This window comes from Flammeovirga agarivorans, from assembly GCF_012641475.1.
Taxonomy (GTDB): Bacteria; Bacteroidota; Bacteroidia; order Cytophagales; family Flammeovirgaceae; genus Flammeovirga; species Flammeovirga agarivorans.
Map to the genome: position 1 here is coordinate 174,811 of NZ_JABAIL010000001.1, position 24,874 is coordinate 199,684.

Below are 24,874 nucleotides of genomic sequence, written 5' to 3' on the forward strand. Positions count from 1 at the left end.
AGGCTTTCCATTTGGGTGATGGAAAGCCTTGAATTTGAATATTTTTATTTCCTTTTCATCAGGAAAATATATGCTAGTGCACAAATACCTAAAATAAATGGATAGTAAAGGTATTGTATTACACCTAAAGGAGTAATCACTTCGGCTACACTTACAGCAACCAATATCTGAGCTCCATAAGGAATAATTCCTTGTGTGAAGCAAGAGAAAGTGTCTAATATACTTGCAGCCCTTTTAGGTTCAATATTGTATTTGGTACTGATCTCTTTAGCTATTGGACCTCCAATGATTATCGCAATGGTATTGTTTGCTGTACACATATCAATAAATACAATTAAGAAGGCAATACCTAGCTCACCACCTTTGGTACTATTAATTCTAGATGTAATCGCATAGATGATATAATCAATACCTCCATTTTTATGAGTGATAGCTACAACACCACCGATCATTAAACAAAGAATGATGATTTCAGACATCCCCATAAAGCCCTGAGAGGTGGCTGCAATGACACCCCATATATCAAAGCTATCCATAGAAATTCCAATGATACCAGATAATACAGTTCCTAGTAACAAAACTATAAGAACATTAATACCAGCAAGTGCACCAACTAGAACAACTAAGTAAGGAACTACTTTCATAAAAGAGTACTCATAACTTTCTTCTAAGTTAAGGTGAATATTACTCGTAGTGATCAAGTAAATTAATATGGTTATTATAGCCGCAGGTACAGCAATCTTAATATTCGCTTTAAACTTATCTTTCATCTCTACACCCTGTGTTCTAGCAGCAGCAATAGTGGTATCTGAAATCATAGAAAGGTTATCACCAAACATTGCACCTCCAATTACAGCACCTAGACCGATACCCACAGGCATGCCAGTTTTCTCGGCAATACCCACAGCAATTGGGGCAATTGCTACAATAGTACCCACTGAAGTACCCACTGAAATTGAAATAAAACACGAAATAATAAAGAGACCCGTAATCAATAAATTACTTGGTAAATAGGTTAATGCTAAGTTGACAGTAGAGTCAATAGCTCCCATTGTTTTACTGACACTACCAAAGGCTCCCGCTAACAAGAAAATGATACACATCAACATAATGTCTGAGTGTCCCATACCTTGAGTATAAGTGGCAATTTTTTCTCTTAAAGTAACTTTTGGATTCATTGCCAACGCTACAACTGAGGCAAGTAAGAAAGATACTGTAGCTGGCATTTTGTAGAAGTCGTTAGTGATTATTGACACTGCCAAATAACTCACTAAAAATGTTAGCAATGGAAGTAATGCGAGGGGATTCCCCTTTTTTGTAATTGTTTGTTCCAAATTTATCTTATTTTTCTCATTAGAATACATAGTCGGACGCACACACAAATAGGCCCGAATTGCGAAACTACTAAATGTTGATCAAGCGATTAAGTTTTTGTTGTTAAATAATCTAATGCAAGAAAGGATAATAACTGCCTAATTATGAATTAAGTAAAGTTGTATTACACTTCTTTTATAATTGATTTTCGATTTGTCTACTTCAATTCTACTTCAAGTAAGTACAATAGCTAGGATCAATAATAGAATAACTTAAGTTTAAATCAATAATGAACTTACTTATCAACTAAACGAAATGAAATATCTAGCAATTATTGTATTTGCCTTTCTATTCAGTTCATGTAATCTTCTTGATTTTGATTCTGAAACCTCCACATTTATTTATCATCAAAAGAAAGAGGATCTTCCTAAGGTCTCTTCAGGTAGTGCGGATGAAAGGGGGGAAGGATTGTTATATTATGTGGATTATGAAGGTAATATTATATCCGATTTGTATGAGTTTACGGATGCGTCTTATGATTTAATTCCAATTGTGATAGATGAGGAGTATCTAGGTCAATATGTATATCGAGTTACATTAGTCACTCAGACCTGGAATGAAAGTACTAATGAACGACATTCGCTTCTTTTATTTCAATCGGTACAATTAGAGGAATTTAATTATAGTGTTGAAACTCCTATGGTCATTAGAAGAAGGTTTATTGTTCCAAATGACTATCAAGTAAAGCTTAGATCAAACAGTGCTTCTTTTTTATTAACTGAGAGATATAGCGAAGATCCTGAGGTACATGTTTATGAAGTAACAGGAGATTTATCTGAAGACCACTCCACCTATTTGGAAATAGTTAACGGTAATAATAACGAGAAATCCTACGTTCCGTTATTTTATTACCAACGAGAAGAAGCTGTATTTACAGCTCAAGACCTAAAGTCTTCAACAGCAAAACTTGATACTGATAAAATCAAGTTAACGAGTGGATATAATAGTTTAACCGGTCGTTCTTATTTTATTAAGGATGATCAATCTGCTGAATTACGCATGTTGTTTGAAGTGAATGAAACGGGGGATTTAATCATTCCTAAAATCTTTTCAGATGTAGCGCCAAAGCTCTTTATCAATAATTATGAAGAAGTAAGTTCAACGGTTTATAAGATAACAGCATATGAATATGATATCAATACAGGAAAAGTAAAATCATATAGCACTTTGAAGGAGGACAACTTAGTAAATGCTTATTCAAAAACACCTAAAGAGAATTTATCTTATCAGAATTCACAAAATATCGATACCTATTCAATATGGACTCGCTATAAGCAGACAGGAAGTATCTCTGACGGTACAGCATTCCAGTTAAGACTTTTCGTTAATAGTTCAGATCCTATTCAAGGGTTTGTTCCAATTGTACACCCTGATTTATCAAAGCTTCATCAGGTGAATTTAAATATCAATGACCTTGAAGTGGAAGAGAAAAGGATTATGGTATATGAAAGTTTTTTAGAACAGTCTTCTCTTCTTCTAAAGAATTTTTTGAGTATCGATATCACCAATAAATAAATATAAAAAAGGCTGAGATAATCAAATGATTATCTCAGCCTTTTTTGAATCTATTAATTTAAGAACCCAGAAAGATTCTTTTTTCCTTATACAAGACCTGCAGATACTAAGTATTCAGCAATTTGTACAGTGTTTGTTGCTGCACCTTTACGTAAGTTGTCAGCTACAATCCACATGTTTACAGTTTTTTCTTGTGTTTCGTCTCTTCTGATACGACCTACAAATGTTTCATCTCTATTATGCGATGTCAATGGCATTGGATATACATTGTTGGCAGGATCGTCTTGAATGATGATACCAGGAGCATCAGCAAGGATCTGACGTAATTCAGCTTCGTCGAACTCGTTTTCGAACTCAATATTTACTGATTCAGAGTGACCACCAACTGTAGGAATACGAACTGTAGTAGCAGTAACTTTTACAGAATCGTCTTCTAAGATTTTCTTAGTTTCATTGATCATCTTCATCTCCTCTTTAGTGTATCCATTATCTTGGAATACATCGATGTGAGGAAGAACGTTTAAGTCAATTGTGTGTGGATAAACTTTGTTTACCTCTTGCTCTTGACCTGCAGAAACAGCTCTTTCAGCAAATAATTGATCTACTGCAGCTTTACCTGAACCAGTAACTGATTGGTAAGTAGAAACTACAACACGCTTAATTTTATATTTTTCATGCAAAGGACCAATTGCTACAATCATTTGGATTGTTGAACAGTTAGGGTTTGCAATAATTTTATCTTCTTTAGTTAATGACTTTGCATTTACTTCAGGAACGATCAGTTTTTTAGAAGGGTCCATTCTCCATGCAGAAGAGTTGTCAATAACAGTAGATCCAACTTCTGCAAACTTTGGTGCATATTCTAATGATGTTCCTCCACCTGCTGAGAAAATAGCAATATCAGGCTTTTGGGCAATTGCTTCTTCAGCAGTTACAACTGTATATTCTTTTCCATCATAAGTGAACTTTTTACCTGCAGATCTTGCAGAAGCTACTAATAATAACTCATCGAAATGGAAATTTCTTTCTTTGATAACATTTAGGATTTGTTCTCCCACAAGTCCTGTTGCGCCTACTACTGCTAATTTCATAATTAGTGCTTGATTGTGTTGGTTTGTTTGAAAATAATCGCTTGAGTGTTTAACTCTAGAATTAGATTATAGCTGTAAAACTAAATAATCTAATTTAAATATGTTATTAATGTAACTGATTTATACAATAATAACACAGTTTGTTATATACAAAACAGCATCAATCTATTTGACTAGATTGATGCTGAGCTTATATCTGAATTTCTTTACTTAATTAAAGAACGTTTTTACTATTCTTTGCTAAGTCATACAGTAACTCTCTTGCTCTGTGTAGCTGTGCTTTGATGGTACCTAGTGGAGCATCCAATTCAGCAGCAATCTCATCGTAAGATTTTTCTTCAAAATATCTCAGTTTTACAAGTCTCTGATATTTTGGAGGTAAAAGACTCACAAATTCATGTACAATCTGAATCTTTTGTTTTTTGATTGCTTCTTCATGTGGAGTCAACCCTGAGTCTTGAATATTCATACTCATGGTATCACCATCTTTATTGGTTACTTCAGCATCAATAGAATATGTTTCTAATTTCTTTTTACGGATAAAATCAATAGCGTTATTAGAGCCAATTCTGAAGAGCCACGTACTAAAAGTATAGTCTTTTTTAAACTTTGATAGATTTTTAAATGCTTTAGCGAAGGCTTCAATGGTTAGATCTTCTGCGTCATCCACATTTCTAACCATTTTCAAGATCGTATGGTATACCGATTTACGGTAACGACTCATTAGCTTTGCATAAGCTTGTTCATTACCAGCAATCGCTTCGTCTATTAATTTAAAATCTTCTAGCGCTTTTTGGGAAAACTGTCTGTCTAAATCCATGTGTTTCGCTTTGAGATCACTGAGGATACTCCTATAATTATTTGATATGCAATAAGCATTAAGTCCATAATAGTTATTTGCCACCACTTGTACTTGGTTTTAGTGACCGAGCAGAATTTGCAAAAGCATAAAGTGACGAGCAAAATACGTATAATTAGCAGCATAGGTATGAACAATAAATTTGCCATACTTTGTGGTACTAATAGTAAATATATAAAATATACTGCTATGTGAGAAGTGCTAAGTGTACCTAAAATTAATTTATTTGAAAAATTATAATGGTATCCAGCACCTGCATGTCTATTTTTTTGTCTAAACCAGCTCTTCCAATCTTTAGGAGGAGTACTCATTGTGATACTGTCAGGATAGGTAATTGCTTGAGTATTATGGGAGTTAGCCACTTGATTGATAAAGAGGTCATCGTCACCACTCATCACAGATTTATGTTTTTCGAAACCATTGTTTCGAATGAATAAATCTTTACAATATCCCATATTTCTTCCAACACCCATGTAATTTACCCCAATATTTGAAAAAGAAACATATCCAATTGCGGTCAGAATAGTCTCAAATAGGGTAAATTGTTGGACCCAAGAATGATTGTCGCATTTGTACATTCCTACACCTAAAACAAGCTCTTTATGAGCTAATGTAGAAGATAGACGTTGAATCCATTGGTTGGATACAGGAATACAATCTGCATCGATAAAGAGTAGGTGTTTATGTTTTGCCTTTTCTATTCCCTTAGTAATAGCATTCTTTTTTGGACTTATTCCATCCTCAATCTCTTTTATGTTTACAGCAACAATATTTTTATGATGATGTTGATATTGCTTGATGATGTTCTCCGTACAATCTGTAGAACGGTCGTTGACAATCACAATTTCAAAATCTGAATACTCTTGTTGTAAAAGTTTATCTAACAGGAGGGGTAAGTTGTTTTCTTCATTTTTTGCAGCAATTATTACACTGACAGGAAATGATGAAAATTCAACATTATTTTCCTTTTTCCAAAGTCGGATTGGAGCGATAATACCCCAAAATACCAACTGTGGTAAGGCAAGAAGAAAATAAATGATATTCCATTCAGTAATAGAAAAAAGTGAAAATAGATTTAGCATCAGGTTTTTTGCTTCTTTTTCTTAGCGGCAGGGAATAGGATATTATTAAGGATGAGTCGGTACCCAGGAGAATTAGGGTGAAGGTTTAAGTCGGTAGGTTCTTCACCAACTAAGTGCTGATAATCTTCTGGATCATGTCCACCGTAAAATGTCCACGTTCCTTTACCATAAGTACCATGAATATACCTTACTTCATTGGCTTCTGCTGTTTCACCCATCACAATCACATCCGACTTAACTAATTGTTTTTTAAAGGCAGTAGTTTGGCCCATAAAGCCTTTGATGTTTTGTTCATGATTTTGTGTTAACATTGTTGGAATAGGATCCCATTTAGCTGAAAACGAGAAAAGCTTAAAGAAGTCGTTGGCCTCCGTTAACCCTCTTTCATAATACTGATTATCAATATTTGAATATTCGTATTTGTATGGATCCATATATAGACGGAAGTCTTTAAAAGCAAATGTTTTACTAAAGTCTAATTTTGATTGTGCATGGGGATCTGGAGGATCACCATCATACATAAAATCACAAATATCTACCCCTTCAGCAGAAAGTGAGATGTCATAGGTATCTGTGGCAGAACACATAGCAAAAAGGAATCCACCACCAGCTGTGAAATCTCTAATTTTTTTAGCTACAGCTAATTTTAATTGAGAAACTTTTTCAAAACCATGTTTATGAGCTGAAGCTTCAAATTTCTTTTGGTTATCGATATACCACTTTTGTCTACCATATGCTCTAAAGAACTTACCATATTGTCCGGTAAAATCTTCATGATGTAGGTGTAACCAATCATATTTTGGTAATAGATCCGCAATTACTTCATCATCAAAAACGACATCGTAGGGGATTTCAGCATAGGTTAAAACCAATGTAACCGCATCATCCCAAGGCATTTTCGATGGAGGAGAATATACCGCAATTTTTGGTGGAACATCCAAACGCATAATATCCATATTCGCTTCAGGGTGTTCAATCTCTCTTTTTATTTGTACGGTTTGAGCATCTGAAATTACTTCATAGCTTACCCCTCTAACAATCATTTCGTTTTCGAAATCCTGTGCATATTTGAAAAGGAAACTTCCTCCTCTGAAGTTTAGTAGCCATTCTGCTTCCACATCTTTTTGTAAAACCCAATACGTAATACCATATGCTTTTAAATGATTGGTTTGGGTTTTATCCATAGGTACTAATATATAATTGGCATGTACCGAAAAGCTGATTAATAGTAGAAACCAAAAAAATATATTGTTGATCTTTTTTCTCATCGAGAATAATTTAGGCTTTCTTGATATGCTTCAAATTACTGAGCATGTTGATGAATTGAGTTATCTAAGTTCAATCATGAGGCGTTAAAATGCAATTCATTTTAGCAAGATTGTAAGATTTTAGTATAAATTTTCATCTATTACACTTAAAAATATTAAAAATCAGTAACTTAGAATCAGCGAACTAAAATTTTTTATTAACGATTCATCTCATTAGCTAATTATGAAAACTAAAAAACTAACCATTCTTCTATGTTTGGTGTTTACTATTATTGCTAACGCTCAAATCCCACAACCGTCTAAAACGACAATGACCTCCGGTGCAGCTCTGTTAGGAAGAGGAAATATACCGTTGTTTTCAAATAATGTATGGTCTGCTGTGAATGATGCCTCCTCCTCTGTAAATGTAAAAGAGTTTGGCGTTGGTTTAACTCATCAATTCCAGTTTCAGGATATTTCATCATTTGCTCTTGCAACTGTAATTCCTTTTTTAAATTTTTCAACATCATTTGGACTTGTTCGACATGGTAATACTAATTTGTCTGAACATGAATTACATTTTGGAATTGCCCATAAAATAGGAATTATCTCATTCGGTGGTGGTGTTATAGGTTATCAGCTAGGGGGACAATCTATATCGTCTTTATATACTTATGGAGTAAATATTAGCGTATTGGCAGATTTAACAGAAAAGTTTTCGCTAGGTCTGAGTATGAAAAATATAAGTCAATCAGTCTATAAGGAAGGGGTCTTTGGAGCAGATTTAAATTCCCTTTTTATTCTCGGAGGACAATGGATCCCGCATTCCACTTTAAAAATAATTGCAGCAGTTGAACAGCAGAAGTTTTATGATTTAATGTTTAAAACAGGTTTGGATTATCAATTATCATCAATAGTGTCTTTAAGGGGAGGTATTCAACTATTTCCTCTGGATTTAACCATAGGTACAGGTGTCAAATTATCTCATTGGAGTTTCGATTATGCATTTATTACCGATGATGTTTTGGATTGGTCTCATCAATTCTCCTTAGCTTACCACTTACATCACAAGTAGAATGAAAACTAACTTAACGATTCTCTTTCTTTTATTAGTGAACATCTGTATAGCCCAAATGATAGAAGATGAACAACTATTGTCTAAAGTATTTAGTGATGAACAACTTGAGCTCATGAGTCAAAGAGAAATAGATTATTGGCTAGAACTTTTTCATCATCCTAAAAATATAAATAAACTATCACTTTGTGATGCTCAAGTAATTTTGGCTTTGACTTATGATGAAGTTGAAGTTCTCAGTAACTATAGAAAGAAGTTTGGAAAATTCGTATTGGTTGATGAAATCGATCGTCTTAATTGGAGTATTCAAACGAAAGAGCGAGTGAAAAAAGCTATTTATGTAGCTAAAATAGATGAAAGTAATATGAGTGTTAAGCAAAGGTGGATGTCTCCAGATCAACATTATTTGATGCTTAATACAACAGTGAAGTACCCGCTTTCTAAAGGATTTACAGAAAACTATTATCAAGGAGTTCCACTATCATCACAGCTCCGGTTTAAATGGAAAAAACGGAATGATTACAGTTTTGCTCTCAATTTGGATCATAATGAAGGGGAAATTTGGTTTTGGAATCATAAGCAAAGGAGCTATGGGGTTAGTCATGCATCAGGACATATTTCATTGTATAATAAAGGTATCTTTTCTAAGATCTGTTTGGGAGATTATCAAATGATTAGTGGTCAGGGATTGGTGTTTGGTGGTGGATATTTTTTAGGGAAAGGAAGTGATCCTATTTTAAGCGTTATTCGAGGACAAGATGGAATTAGAGAGTATGCTTCTATGAGTAATGCTGGGTTTATGAGAGGGATGGCAACAAGTATAAAAATTACCAAAAACCTAAGCACAGACCTATTCTTATCATCAAAACGATTAAATGTAAACTTTAAAGATAAAGATTTTACGATTAATAATAGTTTAGTTCTGTATGACTCAACACTTATTGGCAGGAAAAATAATTTATCAGAAACGCTAATTGGAGGTAGGTTAGGGTGGAAAAATGATACGTTTTCTACTCACCTTAATTTTATGCAAGTAAATTATTCAACCCCAAGAGAAGGTCTAAATCACGATATAAGACTAAGTGCAAATATTCAGAGTATTCGTAATATGAGTTTAGACATGAGTTATCGTTGGAAAAATCTTTACTTTATTTCTGAAGTAGCAAATGATCTAAATAACAATTACGCTATTAGTACTTCATTGTTTATTGGTTTACTTAAAGGGGTCGATTGGTCGGTACTTTATCGCGATTATGATGTAGCTTATCAAGCACCATATTCGAATAGTGTTTCCGAAGGTAGCCAAGTTTCAAATGAACAAGGTTTTTATATGGGGTTTAAGGTGAATCCTAATAAGAAATTAAACATGACTTTTTTCTTTGATGTATTTAAGTTTCCTTCTTCAACTTATCTAAATAATGGTGGTAGAGAAGGAAATGAATGGAAATTGAACACTAGTTATGTTTTAAAAAAAGGACAGCAGATTCATTTTGTATGTAGTTATAAAGAGAAAGGGAGGTTCTATGCAAATGATTCATCACGAGTAAAACAGTATACTCAAGAACATTGGGTAAAATACAGTTTGAAATACTCGTTAGCCGTAACAAAATTTCTGAATTGGTCTGTTAGAGGGCTTGTTACACAATATCAATTAGGTCAGTGGAAAACTGGCTATATGTTTTTACAAGATGTAGGTTATAATAACCCAATGAAATGGAATGTTTTTACCAGAATTGCCATGTTTTATTCTCCAAGTTATGAAACAAGATTATATGCTTATGAGAAAAATTTACGGTATTCTTATTCATTCCCTCCGTATTATGGCATAGGATGGAAGTCGTACATATTGATGAAGTATAAATTCGGAAGAGGTAATTCCATTCAAGCAAGGTGGGCTTATACTGTATTTAATGATCTACAATCAGTGGGAAGTACTTGGAATAGTAGTAATGGAAATACTATTCAAGAAGTAGGGGTACAATTGTTTCTTAAGATATAAAAAAAGCGGTAAGCCAAATGATTGGATTACCGCTTTTATATGTTTAGAGATCAATTACTCATTGAAAACACCCATTTTTGAGAATTTCTCAATACGGTTGTTCTTTAAAGTAAGTGTATCTAATTTTTCTAATTCAGCAACCTCTTCAAGGATTGTTTTCTTCATGATATCAAACATTTCTTGAGGGTTAGTGTGAGCACCACCTAGAGGTTCAGGAATAATCTTGTCGATAAGACCGAAAGATTCCATATCCTTAGCTGTAAGCTTTAATGCTTCTGCAGCTTGCTCTTTGTAATCCCAGCTTCTCCAAAGGATCGAAGAACAAGATTCTGGAGAAATTACAGAATACCAAGTGTTCTCTAACATCATTACAGAGTCACCGATAGCGATACCTAAAGCACCACCAGAAGCTCCTTCACCAATAACGATACAGATAACAGGTACTGTAAGCTTGAACATTTCTTTCAAGTTACGAGCAATAGCTTCCGCTTGTCCTCTTTCTTCTGCTTCAATACCAGGGAATGCACCTGGAGTGTCAATGAAAGTAACGATTGGCTTTTGGAATTTCTCTGCAAGTTGCATCAAGCGAAGTGCTTTTCTGTAACCTTCAGGGTTCGCCATACCGAAGTTACGCATTTGGCGTTGCTTCGTGTTACGTCCTTTCTGTTGACCGATTAGCATAAAAGTTTTGCCTGCGATAGTACCAAGACCACCAACCATAGCTTTATCATCACCGAAAGCACGGTCACCATGCAATTCAACGAAGTCGTCTGTAATTTGGTAAATGTAGTCTAGTGTATAAGGGCGATCAGCATGACGAGAAAGTTGTACTCTTTGCCAACGTGTTAGGTTTTCAAAAGTACTCTGTTTTAACTGAGTAATTTTACTTTCAAGTTCGTTTATTGCTGTACTTACATCTACGTTATTTTGAGATGCAAGGCTTCTCATGTCTTCAAGTTTCGCTTCGAGTTCTGCGATAGGTTTCTCGAAATCTAGCAGTGTATTTTGGTCCATTGCTGCGAAATATAAATGGTTAAATTGAATTTAGTAGACAAATGTGTTTACTAAATATTTAATATTCAGATCGCAAACATACACAATAAAGTTCGGAAAGGAATATTTTAATCGTTAAATCATACGAAAAAAGCCACTTCTTGTAATAGAAGTGGCTTATTCCTAGTGTATTATATATTTTATTATGCTACACCTGCTAATGCTTCAGAGATGTTCAAGATGTGATCACCGATTCTCTCCATTGAAGCTAGAAGGTCGTTGTATGCTAACATCTGACCTGCTGTTGTATCTGCATTTTGTAACTCATTAGAACGTTGTAGATGTTCTCTACGCAATTCTTTACGTTTAGCATTTACCTTTTTCTCAGCACTAATAGCACTATCAAGATCTACATTTTTGCTGTCGAGGTTTTTCATCATTACTTCGAATGCTTCATCAACAATATTAAGGAAGTCATCTAAATCTTTGGCTTGCTCTTGAGATAACCAAATTTTTTCGTCATAACGCTTCTCGATAGTAAATGTCATCCCTTTATAGATATCACCAATTCTTTCAATTTCGTGAGCAGCTCTTAGTAAGTTGTTCACCTCAGTAATTTGAGAAGAAGAAAGTGATTGATCTTTTGAGATTTTAGATAAGAAGATCGTTACCTCGTGGTGCATTCTATCAGAGTTTTCCTCGAATTTACGCAACTTAGAAGTATACTTCTTTCTATCTTTTTTATTTTCACTACTTGTAGAAAGCATCGCTCTACATGTATTTGTTTGTTTTGCTGCAATCTTACCAAAACGCTTAATCTCATTTTTAGCTTGCTCAACACCAGCTTCATTTGCGATTGGTCGTCCATCAGAAATAAATTCTAAAGAATACTCATCTTCATCTTCTTTCTCTGGTACCATCTTGATTACGATATCACGAATCTGATGTACAAAGAATACCATGATAAATGTATTCAGAATGTTGAATGTGGTATGGAAGATTGAAAGAGCTACTGGAACTGCTTCAGGATCTGTCATTGGATCACCTGTTCCAAAGTAATTTGTAGCTATATATACGATTAACTTCAAAAAGAAAGGATAAATCAGTAACATCCAGAATACACCTGTAACGTTAAAGATTAAGTGAGCTCTTGCCGATCGTTTTGCATTAGTATTACCAACAATAGCAGCAAGGTTTGCCGTAATTGTAGTACCAATATTTTCACCTAAAACCATTGCTGCAGCAACATCAAAAGGAATGACCCCTTGGTTACATAGTACAAGCGTTAATGCCATGGCTGCTGATGATGATTGTACGATAATCGTAATTAAAGTACCCACTACTACAAATGCAGCAGGAGCAAATACACCTAAAGCACCAAATGATTCTAAGAAAGAAAGTTGTTCGTGACTTAATTCTGGAACAGAGTTCTTTAACTCTTGAAGACCAATAAATAATAAAGCGAATCCTACTAATGTGTTACCCCAATCTTTTGTTTTCTTCGAATTAGCAAACATCATTGGGAAAGCGACAGCAATAATTGGCATTGCTAGCTTTGCCATCTTTACTTTGAAGCCTAAGATCGAGATAATCCAAGCGGTAACTGTAGTACCTACATTGGCCCCCATAATCACCCCTATAGATTGAGTTAAGCTTAATAATCCAGCATTAACAAAACTTACTACCATTACAGTAGTAGCTGAAGAGGATTGAATGATTGTAGTGATAAGAAAACCAGTAAATACACCGGCAACTCTGTTTGAGGTCATTGCAGAAAGAATGCTTCTCATTTTATCTCCTGCAACGTTTTGGATACCTTCACTCATGATTTTCATCCCGTAGATGAAAAGCCCTAGCGATCCAATAAGTTGTAAAAACTCAAAAATACCAAATTCCATATCTAACGTAAATACTACGAACTCAAATTCACTTGAATTTTGAACTCACAAATTAACTCAATTACAATCGAATCTCCCTTGGTTGAGTAGTTAAATTAATAATTTGTTAACCTTGGATGAAAATAAATGTAAACCTGAGTACTTATTTTATTAGTCTTGAATAAATATTTTCCAACTAATATTTACCCCCAAAATGAATACTTTCTCATTTTGAAACGCAATAATGTAACTTTCTAAATTATTATCATAATAAGTTCCTTATTTACACCATTAAAAATAGATATTATTTGCAATTCGGAAGGTATTTGCATGAGCTTCTATGATTAAGTTTAGTTGTGGAGAATACCCTCCCCCCATACTTACTGCGACAGGAACTTTCTCTGTAAAACACTTTTCAAAGACCATTTGATCTCTGTCCTTACAACCTTGCATACTCATCCCTAGTTTTCCCAATTTGTCAGTTTTTAAAATGTCTACACCTGAAAGGAAAAAAACAAACTGTGGTTGAATGTTAGAAAATAGTTCTTCTATTTTTTGTCTGAGTATTTTTAAGTAAGTAGTGTCATCTGTTTGATCTTCTAATGGGATATCTAGATCTGATGTTTCTTTATGCATAGGGTAATTGTTTGCGCCATGCATGCTGAAAGTAAATACCTTATTGTTGTCTTGAAAAATTTCTGCAGTACCATTGCCTTGATGTACATCAAGATCGAGAATTAAGATGCGTTCAAACCCTTTATAGTCGATTAAATATTGAGCGGCAACTGCAAAGTCATTAAGTAGGCAAAACCCTTCCCCATGTTCTGAATAAGCATGATGTGTACCTCCAGCAATATTCATCGCAACACCATATTTTAAAGCATATTCAGTACAGTCTATTGTCCCTTGTGTAATAATTAATTCCCTTTTAATTAATGCTGGAGACATAGGAAGACCAATACGTCTTTCTTCTTTATAACTTATTTCTTGATGTTTAAGCTTATGCCAGTATTCCGGAGTATGTACCTTTAATATATGTTTTTCTTCTACTTCCACTGGAGCAAAAATATTATCTTCTTCTATTGTACCTTCATATTTTAGTTGTTCAATAAGAAGAGGATATTTATCCATCGGGAATCGATGATCTTTCCTAACGGGATGTCCATAGCAAGGGTGATACGCAATCTTCAGCATTCACTAATAGGTTTTTGCAGATAACATTACTAAAGTACAAGCTTCCTCGAAGAAGATATTTTCTTGGCGAAGCTTCTCATAAAAAACTTCATTTTCTGTACCAGGATTGAATATGATTCTTTTCGGCTGTAATGAAATAATGTAATCCATCCAGTTTTCCTGATGTCCTGGTCCTACATACATAGTTACAGTATCTACGTTATCAATGTGTGGCTTTTCATTAATAATTTTTACACCATTGCCTACTTCACCTTTTTTTATTCCTAATGGTATGATTTCATGACCATGTTCTGTTAATCGCTGTGCTGCAAAGAAAGCATATCTAGAAGGATTTGGAGTAGCTCCAATAATCACTGTTTTCTTCATTTTGATGTTTAATTCAATTGTTTTTTATGATTTTGCGAATATAAAATTTACATTTACTAACAAAAGTAAACTCTTCAAATTTTTTATTCACCAAAGCAAACTAATTAACTATGATAACAAAACTAATTAGATCATACTATGTGATCTTGATTTCATGTGTCAGTCTCATTGCCCAAGAAGTTCCAAAGAAAATGTCATACGGTAAGGTTTCTGAAGAGATGTTGAAACTCAAAACCTATGAAAAAGACTCTACTGCCAACGCCTTTGTTATTGGTGATGTTGGCCGACTATATTTCGATGTTAAAGATGGGAAATGGGTGACATATTTTAAACGCCACACAAGAATTAAAGTTTTCAATAAGGAAGGTTATGATCAAGGAGATATATCAATTCCTTATTATATGGCGAAAAACTCTGAAGAAAAAGTGACAAATATAAAAGGTTCTATATACTCATTAGAGAATGGAAAAATCGTTAAAGAAAAGATTTCTGGAGATGATGTTATCAAAGAAGAAATAGATAAAAACCATGGAGTTTATAAAATTACATTTCCGAATTTAAAGGAAGGTTGTGTATTTGAATATACTTATGTTCATCAATCTGAGTTTACATATAACATTAATGATTGGGATGTACAAAGAGAAATACCTGTTTTGTTCAGTAGCTACAATATGGAAATTCCTGAATATTTTAAATATCAGGTAACTAATTCAAGATATTACACCATCCCAGAGTTGCAGTCTGGAAGAAATCAAAAAACATTTAATTTAAGAATTACTCCACCAGATGGAGGCAGACCTGAGTTGCACACTTTCGATGAAGATATTACAGTGAGGAAATGGAGAGCAGAATATGTTCCGGCATTTAAAGAAGAGCCATTTATGACTTCTCCTCATGACTATTTAGGTCGTTTAGAGTTTGAGTTGCTAAGCTCGAACTATGATCGAGAATTTCATTCATCTTCTTGGAAGAAAGTAATGAATGAACTGAGAACTTCCGTTAGTGTAGGAGGACAATTAGGAAGAACTTCTTACATGAAAGCTCAGTTGGAAGCAATTAAGTCAGAGACTGAAGATCCAATGCAAAGAGCATTTTTAGCTTTTGAATTAGTAAAAAACCGTATGATGTGGGATGGTAAAGCAACGATTTATTCAAAGGATGGTTTGAAAAAACCTTTTCTCGAGAAGAAAGGTAGTTCCGCTGATATTAATTTAATGCTTGTTGCTGCTTTGCAAGAGCTGGATGTTGCAGCAGTACCTCTATTTACCAGTACTCGTAATTATGGGAAGATTGTTAGGAGTAGCCCAAAAATGACGCAATTAAACTATGTATTGGCTTGTGTGAATATTAATGACAAGATTATACTTTTAGACGCTACGGATAAACTACTTTCTTTTGGAATGTTACCCAAAAGAGCACTCAGTTATCAAGGTGTTGTGATGAGTGATAACTCTCATGTTAATGGTGAGTTCATCAATATCAAACCAAGTAATACAGATTATGAATCTGTTAGAAGCAGTATTGTAATTGGTGATGATTTCTCAGCAAATGCAGAGATAATATATACTTATAAAGGATACGGAGCTTATCGTTGGAGAAAAAAGTTAGTCAAGGAGCCAGAGGAGGAAGAGTACCTTACAAAAATTGAGGAGAAACATAGTAATGTTTTGATAGATGAATATTCAAATGAAAATAAAGATAAAATAAACGATTTCGGTAAAGAAAACTTTAAGGTGACATTCGAAAGTGTTGTGGAAAAAGTAGGGGATAAGTTGTTTTATAATCCTATGCAAATGATAGAAAAAAGTAAAAATCCCTTTACTCAAGAAGCTAGAAAATATCCTATTGAATTCCCTTTTCCTATTGCTAGAAAGTTTATGATAGAAACTCAACTTCCTAAGGGATATGTTGTAAGTGAAGTGCCAAAACCCATCATCATGAAGCTACCAGAGAATGCGGGTAAATTACGTTATAGCGTTCAACAATCTGGAGATAAAATTATTGTCATTTTCGATCTGAAAATTCAGAAACAAGTATTTCTACCTACAGAATATGGAATACTGAAATCGTTCTTCGATAAAATTTATCAGTTCGAAACTAATCCTATTATGATTTCTAAAAGAGAAGTAGAATGATAAGAAAAATATTTTTAATTGTTCCTTTGATCATATTTTCAATTAGTGCAAATGGTCAGGGGAAAATTACTGAGGAACTTAAAAAAAATGCTGATGCTATAATTTTAGAAGATCGACAGGTGTTTAATATCATCGATGATGGTCATGCTGTATTTCAGCAAACCATGAAAGTGATGATTTTAAATAAATCAGGAAAAAAGTATAGTGTAATGGGAACTTCTTACGACCCTTTAACTCCAATAAAGGAATTTGAAGTTAAGATTTTAGGACCTGGAGAAAAAAAAGCTCGAAAGTTTAAGTCATCTGAAATAAAAGATGTTAGCTATGTGAGTAACTTTTCTGTTTTTGAAGATGATCGAATAAAATATGTAGATCCTGAGATTACTACTTTTCCTACTATCGTTGAGTTTTCCTATGAGCAAGAATTCGATGGATTATTTATTTATCCTTCTTGGAGCCCAATGGCAGGTGAAAACTTATCAGTGCTCCAATCCACTTTTGAAGTACATACACCCCAGAATTTTCCTTTACAAATAGATTCGCAACATGTGAACAAACATAACGTGTCTTTGGTAAATGGAAGAACTGTCCATGAATGGAAAATTGAAAATGTATCATCTATAAAAGGGCGAGAGAAGTTGGCTCCTAGCCTAATCTCAAACTTCCCAAGAGTAAAAATTGCACCAAGAACCTTTACTTATGAAAATACAAAAGGTGAATTAGACAGTTGGTCGTCTTTTGGAGAATGGATAGTAGGTTTAAACGAAGAGTCTGATGATTTACCAGCATCAACGATTTCAGAAATAAGAGCTTTAACATCAAAAGCCTCAACAAACCTTGAGAAAGCTCAAATTGTGTATCAGTATGTTCAGGATAAAGTTCGATATGTAAGTATTCAATTAGGTATTGGAGGCTTCCAACCTATGAAAGCATCATTGGTTGATGAGAAGAGTTATGGAGATTGTAAAGCACTATCTTTTTATACACATTCTTTGATGAAAGCTGTTGGAGTAAAAAGTCACTATGCGTTGGTAAAGGCGGGAGACAGTAATTATTCTATTAAAGAGTCTTTTATTAGCTCTCAGTTCAATCATGTTATTTTATGTTTACCTGAGATAGACCAAGATACAGTATGGCTTGAATGTACAAGTCAGTCAGCACCTTTTGGCTATTTGGGAGATTTTACTGGAAATAGAAAGGCGTTATTAATAGATAAGGGACAATCACACCTAGTAAATACTACTAATTATTTATCTGATGATAATTCTTTTGAAAGATCTACTAAGATTAATGTATCAGGTACAAACTTATCTTCGGCATCATTAGAAACTGTCGCAAAAGCAAAAGGTTATCAGTATGATCGATTTAGCTATTGGGTTAAACTGACAGAAAAAGAAAGAAGAGAAACATTTCTGAAAAGGTATGGTTTGATGACTTCTGAGCTTATTCATTTAAATATTGAACTTAATAAACAATACCCATCACCTTCTGTGGATGTTGATTTTCTACTTCAAGTGAATGAATATGCGAAGACCTTTGAAGAGGGAGGAATGTATCCTATTTATCCTTATGCAGATGAGTATAGTTTACCTAAAAGGTATAGATCAAGAACTCAGCCATTTGAGATTAAATACCCTTATACAGACTCTGATACTCTATATTTTAATTTGACTGAAGGTGTTGAACTAAAAGAGATGCCTGCAGATATATTTATTGATAAAGACTTTGGTAAGTACCGATTATCTTTTGAAAAAGTAAATGAACAACAGATCAAAGTACTTCGTATTTTGACAATGAATAAAGGAATCTACCCTGCTGAATTATACTCTCAATATTATCTATTTTGGAAGAAAGTGTTGTCAAATGATCATCAGAAATTCTGGATTAGTAAAGTAGAGAAAAATGAGCAGAGTTTGGATAATTAAAGTTCTCAATTAATTTTTTACAATTCTATTATTACTATTTAAACTTACTATGAAAAACAGTGTATTCTGTCTTATTATCGCAATTGCTATCATTTTTACTCAACAATCTTATGGTCAGAAAGTACCTAAAAAGCTGACATATGGAAAGGTCTCAAAAGAGTTATTAGCGTTAAAGAGCTATGACAAAGATTCTACTGCCAATGCATTAGTTATTGGTGATATGGGGTGGCTAACTTTTGATATTGAAAATAATTCATGGATCATCAGAACCAAACGTCATTTGAGGATCAAAGTTTTTAATAAAGAGGCATTCTATTTAGGGAATATCAAGTTACCGTATTATAAGTATAAAGGCACTGATGAAGTAATCAACTCTATAAAAGGAGCTATTTATTATCTGGAAAAAGGTAAAGTAGTCAAGAAAAAAATTGATCAAAGTGATGTTCGAATTTTAAGACATTCTAAAACTAAAGGTTTTTATAAAGTTACCTTTCCTCGTTTAAGAGAAGGCTGTGTTATCGAGTTATTTTACAATAAAAACTCAGAGTTTTTAAGCCATATTGATAATTGGGAAGTTCAACGAGAAATTCCAGTTTTAATGAGTACTTTCTCAATGGAAATACCAGAAAGTATGAAATATAAAGTAGTGAACTCTAGATACTTTCCTATAAAAGAATTGCCTTCAACAGGTTCATCAAAGACATTCAACCTTCGAACTAAAGATAATACATCTCTTCAAAGTTTAACTCTCGTAAAAACAACAAATGACGAGTATATACAGAATTATAATGTAAGAAGATGGAGAGTAGAACAAGTTCCTGCGTTTAAAGAAGAACCATTTATGACTTCACCTCAAGATTATTTAGCAAGATTGAAGTTTGAATTATTTAGTGCGAATAATAAACAGGATTATCATTCGAATTCTTGGACAGGGGTTGTAAAGGTTCTGAATTTACATTCGAGAGTAGGTGATCAGATGCATAGGGTTGGTTTTATGAAAGAAAGGTTGGATGACATAAAAAATAAGACTCCAGATCACCTTGAAAGAGCTAAACTAGCATATGATATCATATCAAAGAGAATGAATTGGAATAAAGAATTGTCAGTTTATTGTCATGATGGAGGAACGAGAAAAGCCTATCTAGATCGAAGAGGTAATGTTGCAGAGATTAACTTGATGCTTTTTGCTGCTTTGGAATATCTAAATGTTCCTACAATTGCAGTTTTTTCATCAACGAGAGGTTATACTATGATCACACCTGATGAAGCTGAAATTAATCGTTTGAATTATGTTTTAGCTGCAATTAATATTGATGGAAAATATATTCTATTAGATGCAACAACAAAAAGCCATCCTTTTGGTGTTTTACCTCTTAGAGCTTTGAACTACCAAGGGGTGATCTTATCAAAAAATCAAAATTTAGACGGTAAGCTTCTTTCTATAGAACCAACTTCATTAGAATATAAATCAATACAATCACGAGTAAGTATTAATAGAGATCTATCGGCAATATGTGATTTTACAGTTTCGCATAAAGGGTATGATGCTATCAATTGGAGGAATAAACATTTATCGAAATCAGAGGAGACTTATCTTGAGGAAAAAGAAAATCAGTTAGAAGGTTTAACTGTAGAGAGTTATGAAAGAGAAGGTGCTAAAAGTTTAAACTCTTCTATAAAAGAAATCTATAAATTTAATCTCGAAAAATGTATTGAGGATGTAGGTGGGCAATTGGTGTTTAATCCAATGGTAATGATTGAAACTAGTAAAAATCCTTTTACTCAAGAAACTAGAAGGTACCCAGTTGAGTTGCCATATGGTGTAAAGAGGAAATACATGATTCAAGTAGAAATACCGGATAATTTAGCAATTAAAGAATTACCAAAACCTCAGATAGTGAGGATGCCGGGGAATAGTGGGAAATTAAAATATGTAATTACTCAAACATCAGATCGTTCATTTATGATTTTGTTTGATTTAGAAATCAAAAAGATAGTTTTTTCTCCAGATGAGTATTCACTCTTAAAAAACTTCTTTGATCAAATTTATAAATTCCATACATCACCTGTATTATTAGTTAAAAACGAGATGTAAAAAAAAGGCCAACTGATACATGATCAGTTGGCCTTAATACATTCCAAACAATTATATTTCATCTAATAGTGTAATGGTAGTTCTACGGTTGAGTTGGTGTTCCTCTTCAGTTTCAGCGTTAAATACTACTGGAAGAAGTTCACCATATCCCTTAGCTTCTAAACGATCTCTATCAATTCCTCTAGAAATGATATAATTAACAGCCGCTTCAGCTCTTTTTTGGGATAACTTGATGTTGTACTTTTCAGAGCCTCTATCATCGGTATGAGATCCAAGTTCAATACTTATATTTTGATGCTGTTTTAATAGAGTCACAACTTTATCTAATTCTCTAGCAGCATCGACCCTGATTCTATAATCATCAAAATCATAAAGAATATTGTTCAGAGTGATTTCACCTTCTTCGATTAATTCGTCATAGTAATCTTTGGTCAATTCAACCTCAGATTCTAAAGTGTAATCAACAATTTTCTCAGGACGGTCTTTAATATCCTCTTGGTCTACCTCTTTATCTGCGGTAGTGTAGTATACAGAGTCTTTAAAATATTTCTGCTTAGTGGCTATTAAGATATAGTCATCACCCATCTTTAGTTGGGTTTTAAATTCATAACGTCCATCTGTATCTGATACCACTTCTTCAATAACATTACCTTCAATATCTTGAAGTTGTACTGTCACTTCTGGTAACTTAGATTCTGTAGTATCTTTTATAGCAATAGAATTACCCGCTAAGAAATAATTGACAGGTTTAAGTATTGGAGTTTTGTCGGAGAAGAAATATATATTGTCTTTTCCACTACCATTATCAGCCCTGTTTGAAGTAAAAGCACCAAATCTTTTTTCAAGGAATACCAATCCAAAATCATCACCTGGAGAGTTGAACGGTTGGCCCATGTTCTTGATTGTAATTTTATTATCCTTTCTTGTTGCCTGATAAATATCCAAACCTCCTAAACCTGCATGTCCATCAGAGGCGAAATACATTTTGCCGGTAGGAGCAACAAATGGAAACATATCATTACCTCTTGAGTTGATTCTTGGCCCCATATTACGAGGTTTTCCCCATGTGCCATTTACATTTCTCTTCGAACGGTAGATGTCAATACCACCATATCCACCTTTTCTATTTGATGCAAAGTATAATGTTTTTCCATTTGTACTTAATGCAGGACAAGCATCCCATGATTGTGGGTTTGAAATAGGTAATAAAGTAGGTGTAGACCATTCTCCGTTCTCAAACGTACTTTCATAGAGATCTACCTCTTTAAAGTTTTCTTTATGGTGCCCTGTATTACTTCTGGCAAAGATCATATACTTACCATCTTTCGAGAAAGTGGCAGAAGCTTCATGAATTTTTGGAGAGTTGATTAAGCTGTCGAAAAAGGTAACGGATCCATTGCAGCTATCTGCTCGATCAAAGGTGTATTGGTAGATATTAGAAAAACCATCTCCAGTACCATGGTAAACCGTTTCAGCATCTCTTGTTGATGTAAATACCAATTGGTCTTTATAAAACATCGGAGAGTAGTCGTCAGCTTCACTATTGATTGCATCACATTTTGTGATCTCAATAAAAGGATCTGTATTTTTTGATAAGCTATCTACTACTGCAAGATGTTTGATTTCGTCTTTTGCTCTACGGATTAATTGACGATTTGTACCTTCTTTTGTGTAACGTTCAAAAAGAGAACGAGCCTTTTTATAATTACCTTGAAGTTCTAAACCATAGGCATAATAAAAGTACATGTCCATATTTTGATAGCCAGCATCTTTAGCCTTTTTATAATAAGGTAATGCTTCTAACATTCGGTTTGACAAACGATAGGCTTCTGCTATTTTGAAATATGCTTCAGGCTTTTCTTTTTTATACTTTTCTGACTTAGCAATTTCTTCATATTTTTTTATAGCAGGTTGGTATTCACCTTGATCAAAGTGTGTTTCAGCAACTTTCAAGGGAGAAGAGCAGCTAGTGACTAGGCTGATAACAGATATAAATAGGAGAAGACGCTTCATATTGTTTATATGCGTTTCGAGGGTTTGCAGAGTTAGTGATCCATAAGGATCTAAATTTTTCAGAACTATTCTGAGTATAGAAGTTACCTTATTGTTTGAAAATAAGCAAATATTTTATCTACAATCAGAACTAAAAAGAAAAGGAAAAAACAGAAGCACATCTTCTACTTTTTCCTTTTGTATTATTTTAATAATAGGCTTATTAAGTATTAAGCATCAATTTCCGCTTTAAATACTGGTGTGGCAGGGCCTGAAAGAATTATATCAGTATAATTACCTTCTGATACTTTTTGGAACCCAACACCTAAAATTCCACCTAAAACTTTAATTTCAATAGGACTTTGCATCCCTAATTCAATATTAGCTGCGATTGCACAAGCTGTTACACCTGTACCACAAGCATAAGTTTCATCTTCAACACCTCTTTCATAGGTTCTTACACTTAATGCCTGTTCACCGGTTACTTCAGCAAAGTTTACATTGGTACCTTCTTTGGCAAAACGATCATTGTAACGTACGTCCTTGCCTTCAGCTACTGCATCAAAGTTGGTAATGTCTTTTTCGAATCGAACATAATGAGGTGAACCAGTATCCATAAAATAATGATCCGAATTATTTTCGATTTCACCTGGAGGATTCATTTTTAAATGAACAGTTTTTTGATCGTCTAATGTTGCTTCATGAGCACCATCAGCAGCCCAAAAAGATGTATCTGTATCGAATAAACCTAATGTATGTGCAAATCGTACGGCACAACGTCCGCCATTTCCACACATAGATCCCAAATGCCCATCAGCATTAAAGTATACCATTTCGAAGTCATACCCTTCCTTTAAACGGATTAAGATTAACCCGTCTCCACCTACACCAAATCTTCTATGGCATAAAAAAGCCACTTTTTCATGATCTGTAATATCAAAAGTATTTTCTCTATCATCAATCATAATGAAGTCGTTGCCAGCCCCTTGGTATTTCCAGAAATTTATCATCGGTTTATATTTTTTTCTATTAAATCGTATTTATCACAAAGGTATTTTTTTTACCCAAAAACAGAAAAATAATACAAAATGTATACAGAAATAACACAACCTGTTAGAAATCTATATTCATTTTCTTTCAAAAATCACCTTAAACGAATTTTCAATTTTAGCTTTTGATCATTATATGTAACTTTCGACAAATAACAAACAAGAAGTTTATGCATAGAATTAACGAGTTATTCGAAAGAAAGCAGCAGGACGTATTAAATATTTACTTTACTGCTGGCTATCCAAAATTAGAAGACACTAGAACTGTATTAAAAGCATTGCAAGATGGCGGTGTTGACCTTATTGAAATAGGTATTCCTTTTTCAGACCCTGTAGCTGATGGTCCAACTATTCAAGAGAGTAATATGAAAGCTCTTGATAATGGTATGACAATGCATAAACTATTTGAACAATTAGAAGGGTTTAGAGAAGAAGTAGATGTGCCTGTAGTAGTAATGGGTTATTTTAATCCTATTATGCAATATGGTTTAGAGAAGTTCTGTAAGGATGCCCAAAGAGTAGGAATCGATGGTATTATTGTTCCAGATTTACCAATGATTGAATACCTAAGCAATTTAAAAGGTATGTTTGATGAGCATGGTATTCGAAACACATTCCTTATTTCACCACAAACTACCGATGATAGAATTAAGGAAATTGATAATAACACAGAAGGATTTATTTATATGGTTTCTTCAGCGAGTGTTACAGGAGCAAAAACAGGTATTTCTGACGAACAGGTAGATTATTTTAAAAGAATTGAAAACATGAATTTGAAAAACCCAAGATTGATTGGTTTTGGTATTTCAGATCATGCATCATTTAAGCAGGCTTCTTCCTATGCAAATGGAGCCATCATTGGTTCTGCATTTGTGAAATTGATTGGACAGTCTGAGAATTTATCTGAAGATATTCAACAATTCGTAAAGGATATAAAAGGAGAGTAGATTAAGTTATTTTTCTACATCAATAAAAAAAACCTAGTCCAATAAGTTGAACTAGGTTT

Annotated in this window: 18 protein-coding genes; 7 read left to right on the forward strand and 11 right to left on the reverse strand. The window is 33.7% G+C overall.

The window, feature by feature from the left end; all coding sequences use genetic code 11:
* Window positions 1-44 precede the first annotated feature (44 nt).
* Window positions 45-1,226 carry a Na+/H+ antiporter NhaC family protein gene (locus HGP29_RS00805; RefSeq protein WP_348646718.1) on the reverse strand — a complete coding sequence of 394 codons (1,182 nt, stop codon included), beginning with the start codon at window positions 1,224-1,226 and terminating at the stop codon, window positions 45-47.
* 403 nt (window positions 1,227-1,629) lie between these two features.
* Between HGP29_RS00805 and HGP29_RS00810 the strand changes: the two genes are divergently transcribed.
* Window positions 1,630-2,889, forward strand: coding sequence for a hypothetical protein (locus HGP29_RS00810; RefSeq protein ID WP_168880405.1), 1,260 nt, complete (start codon window positions 1,630-1,632; stop codon window positions 2,887-2,889).
* A gap of 86 nt (window positions 2,890-2,975) precedes the next feature.
* Here the strand turns inward: HGP29_RS00810 and HGP29_RS00815 are convergent, their stop codons facing one another.
* The 4 genes from HGP29_RS00815 to HGP29_RS00830 all read right to left on the reverse strand — a co-directional run bounded on the left by HGP29_RS00815 (window position 2,976) and on the right by HGP29_RS00830 (window position 7,189).
* Window positions 2,976-3,980, reverse strand: a complete 1,005-nt coding sequence (locus HGP29_RS00815) for an aspartate-semialdehyde dehydrogenase (RefSeq protein ID WP_168880406.1) — start codon at window positions 3,978-3,980, stop codon at window positions 2,976-2,978.
* A gap of 214 nt (window positions 3,981-4,194) precedes the next feature.
* A complete protein-coding gene (locus HGP29_RS00820) occupies window positions 4,195-4,800 on the reverse strand; it encodes a sigma-70 family RNA polymerase sigma factor (protein ID WP_168880407.1) in 606 nt (201 codons plus the stop codon).
* Window positions 4,791-5,921: a glycosyltransferase gene (locus HGP29_RS00825; protein ID WP_168880408.1), complete on the reverse strand. Its 1,131-nt coding sequence runs from the start codon at window positions 5,919-5,921 to the stop codon at window positions 4,791-4,793. The genes HGP29_RS00820 and HGP29_RS00825 overlap by 10 nt, the downstream gene beginning before the upstream one ends.
* Window positions 5,921-7,189, reverse strand: coding sequence for an asparagine synthetase B (locus HGP29_RS00830; protein WP_168880409.1), 1,269 nt, complete (start codon window positions 7,187-7,189; stop codon window positions 5,921-5,923). Before HGP29_RS00830 ends, HGP29_RS00825 begins: the two co-directional genes overlap by 1 nt.
* Window positions 7,190-7,499: 310 nt before the next feature.
* Here HGP29_RS00830 and HGP29_RS00835 point away from each other — a divergent pair, with 310 nt between their 5' ends.
* Window positions 7,500-8,243, forward strand: a complete 744-nt coding sequence (locus HGP29_RS00835; protein ID WP_168880410.1) for a PorV/PorQ family protein — start codon at window positions 7,500-7,502, stop codon at window positions 8,241-8,243.
* A 1-nt stretch (window position 8,244) separates the two neighbouring features.
* Window positions 8,245-10,242: a hypothetical protein gene (locus HGP29_RS00840; RefSeq protein WP_168880411.1), complete on the forward strand. Its 1,998-nt coding sequence runs from the start codon at window positions 8,245-8,247 to the stop codon at window positions 10,240-10,242.
* Between the two features lie 54 nt (window positions 10,243-10,296).
* On the opposite strand, the gene HGP29_RS00845 is transcribed toward HGP29_RS00840, so the two are convergent.
* The 4 genes from HGP29_RS00845 to HGP29_RS00860 all read right to left on the reverse strand — a co-directional run bounded on the left by HGP29_RS00845 (window position 10,297) and on the right by HGP29_RS00860 (window position 14,672).
* Window positions 10,297-11,256 (reverse strand): acetyl-CoA carboxylase carboxyltransferase subunit alpha, encoded by a 960-nt coding sequence (locus tag HGP29_RS00845; RefSeq protein ID WP_168880412.1) that lies wholly within the window; start codon window positions 11,254-11,256, stop codon window positions 10,297-10,299.
* A gap of 182 nt (window positions 11,257-11,438) precedes the next feature.
* A complete protein-coding gene (locus HGP29_RS00850; RefSeq protein ID WP_168880413.1) occupies window positions 11,439-13,133 on the reverse strand; it encodes a Na/Pi cotransporter family protein in 1,695 nt (564 codons plus the stop codon).
* A 270-nt stretch (window positions 13,134-13,403) separates the two neighbouring features.
* A complete protein-coding gene (locus HGP29_RS00855) occupies window positions 13,404-14,306 on the reverse strand; it encodes a histone deacetylase family protein (protein WP_168880414.1) in 903 nt (300 codons plus the stop codon).
* A gap of 3 nt (window positions 14,307-14,309) precedes the next feature.
* Window positions 14,310-14,672 carry a CoA-binding protein gene (locus tag HGP29_RS00860; protein WP_168880415.1) on the reverse strand — a complete coding sequence of 121 codons (363 nt, stop codon included), beginning with the start codon at window positions 14,670-14,672 and terminating at the stop codon, window positions 14,310-14,312.
* Between the two features lie 110 nt (window positions 14,673-14,782).
* Here HGP29_RS00860 and HGP29_RS00865 point away from each other — a divergent pair, with 110 nt between their 5' ends.
* The 3 genes from HGP29_RS00865 to HGP29_RS00875 are packed head-to-tail and all read left to right on the forward strand — an operon-like array spanning window position 14,783 to window position 20,827.
* Entirely contained in the window at window positions 14,783-16,807 is a 2,025-nt protein-coding gene (locus HGP29_RS00865; protein ID WP_168880416.1) for a DUF3858 domain-containing protein, read from the forward strand.
* Window positions 16,804-18,732: a DUF3857 domain-containing protein gene (locus HGP29_RS00870; RefSeq protein ID WP_168880417.1), complete on the forward strand. Its 1,929-nt coding sequence runs from the start codon at window positions 16,804-16,806 to the stop codon at window positions 18,730-18,732. Before HGP29_RS00865 ends, HGP29_RS00870 begins: the two co-directional genes overlap by 4 nt.
* Before the next feature lie 49 nt (window positions 18,733-18,781).
* Window positions 18,782-20,827 (forward strand): hypothetical protein, encoded by a 2,046-nt coding sequence (locus tag HGP29_RS00875; RefSeq protein ID WP_168880418.1) that lies wholly within the window; start codon window positions 18,782-18,784, stop codon window positions 20,825-20,827.
* 51 nt (window positions 20,828-20,878) lie between these two features.
* Here the strand turns inward: HGP29_RS00875 and HGP29_RS00880 are convergent, their stop codons facing one another.
* The gene (locus HGP29_RS00880) at window positions 20,879-22,840 is read right to left on the reverse strand and encodes an OmpA family protein (protein ID WP_168880419.1); all 1,962 of its coding nucleotides are present in this window, start codon (window positions 22,838-22,840) and stop codon (window positions 20,879-20,881) included.
* A 209-nt stretch (window positions 22,841-23,049) separates the two neighbouring features.
* Window positions 23,050-23,829 (reverse strand): diaminopimelate epimerase, encoded by a 780-nt coding sequence (gene dapF / locus HGP29_RS00885; RefSeq protein WP_168880420.1) that lies wholly within the window; start codon window positions 23,827-23,829, stop codon window positions 23,050-23,052.
* A 209-nt stretch (window positions 23,830-24,038) separates the two neighbouring features.
* Here dapF and trpA point away from each other — a divergent pair, with 209 nt between their 5' ends.
* On the forward strand, window positions 24,039-24,815 hold the full coding sequence (trpA, locus tag HGP29_RS00890; protein WP_168880421.1) for a tryptophan synthase subunit alpha: 777 nt from the start codon (window positions 24,039-24,041) through the stop codon (window positions 24,813-24,815).
* The last annotated feature ends 59 nt before the right edge of the window (window positions 24,816-24,874 follow it).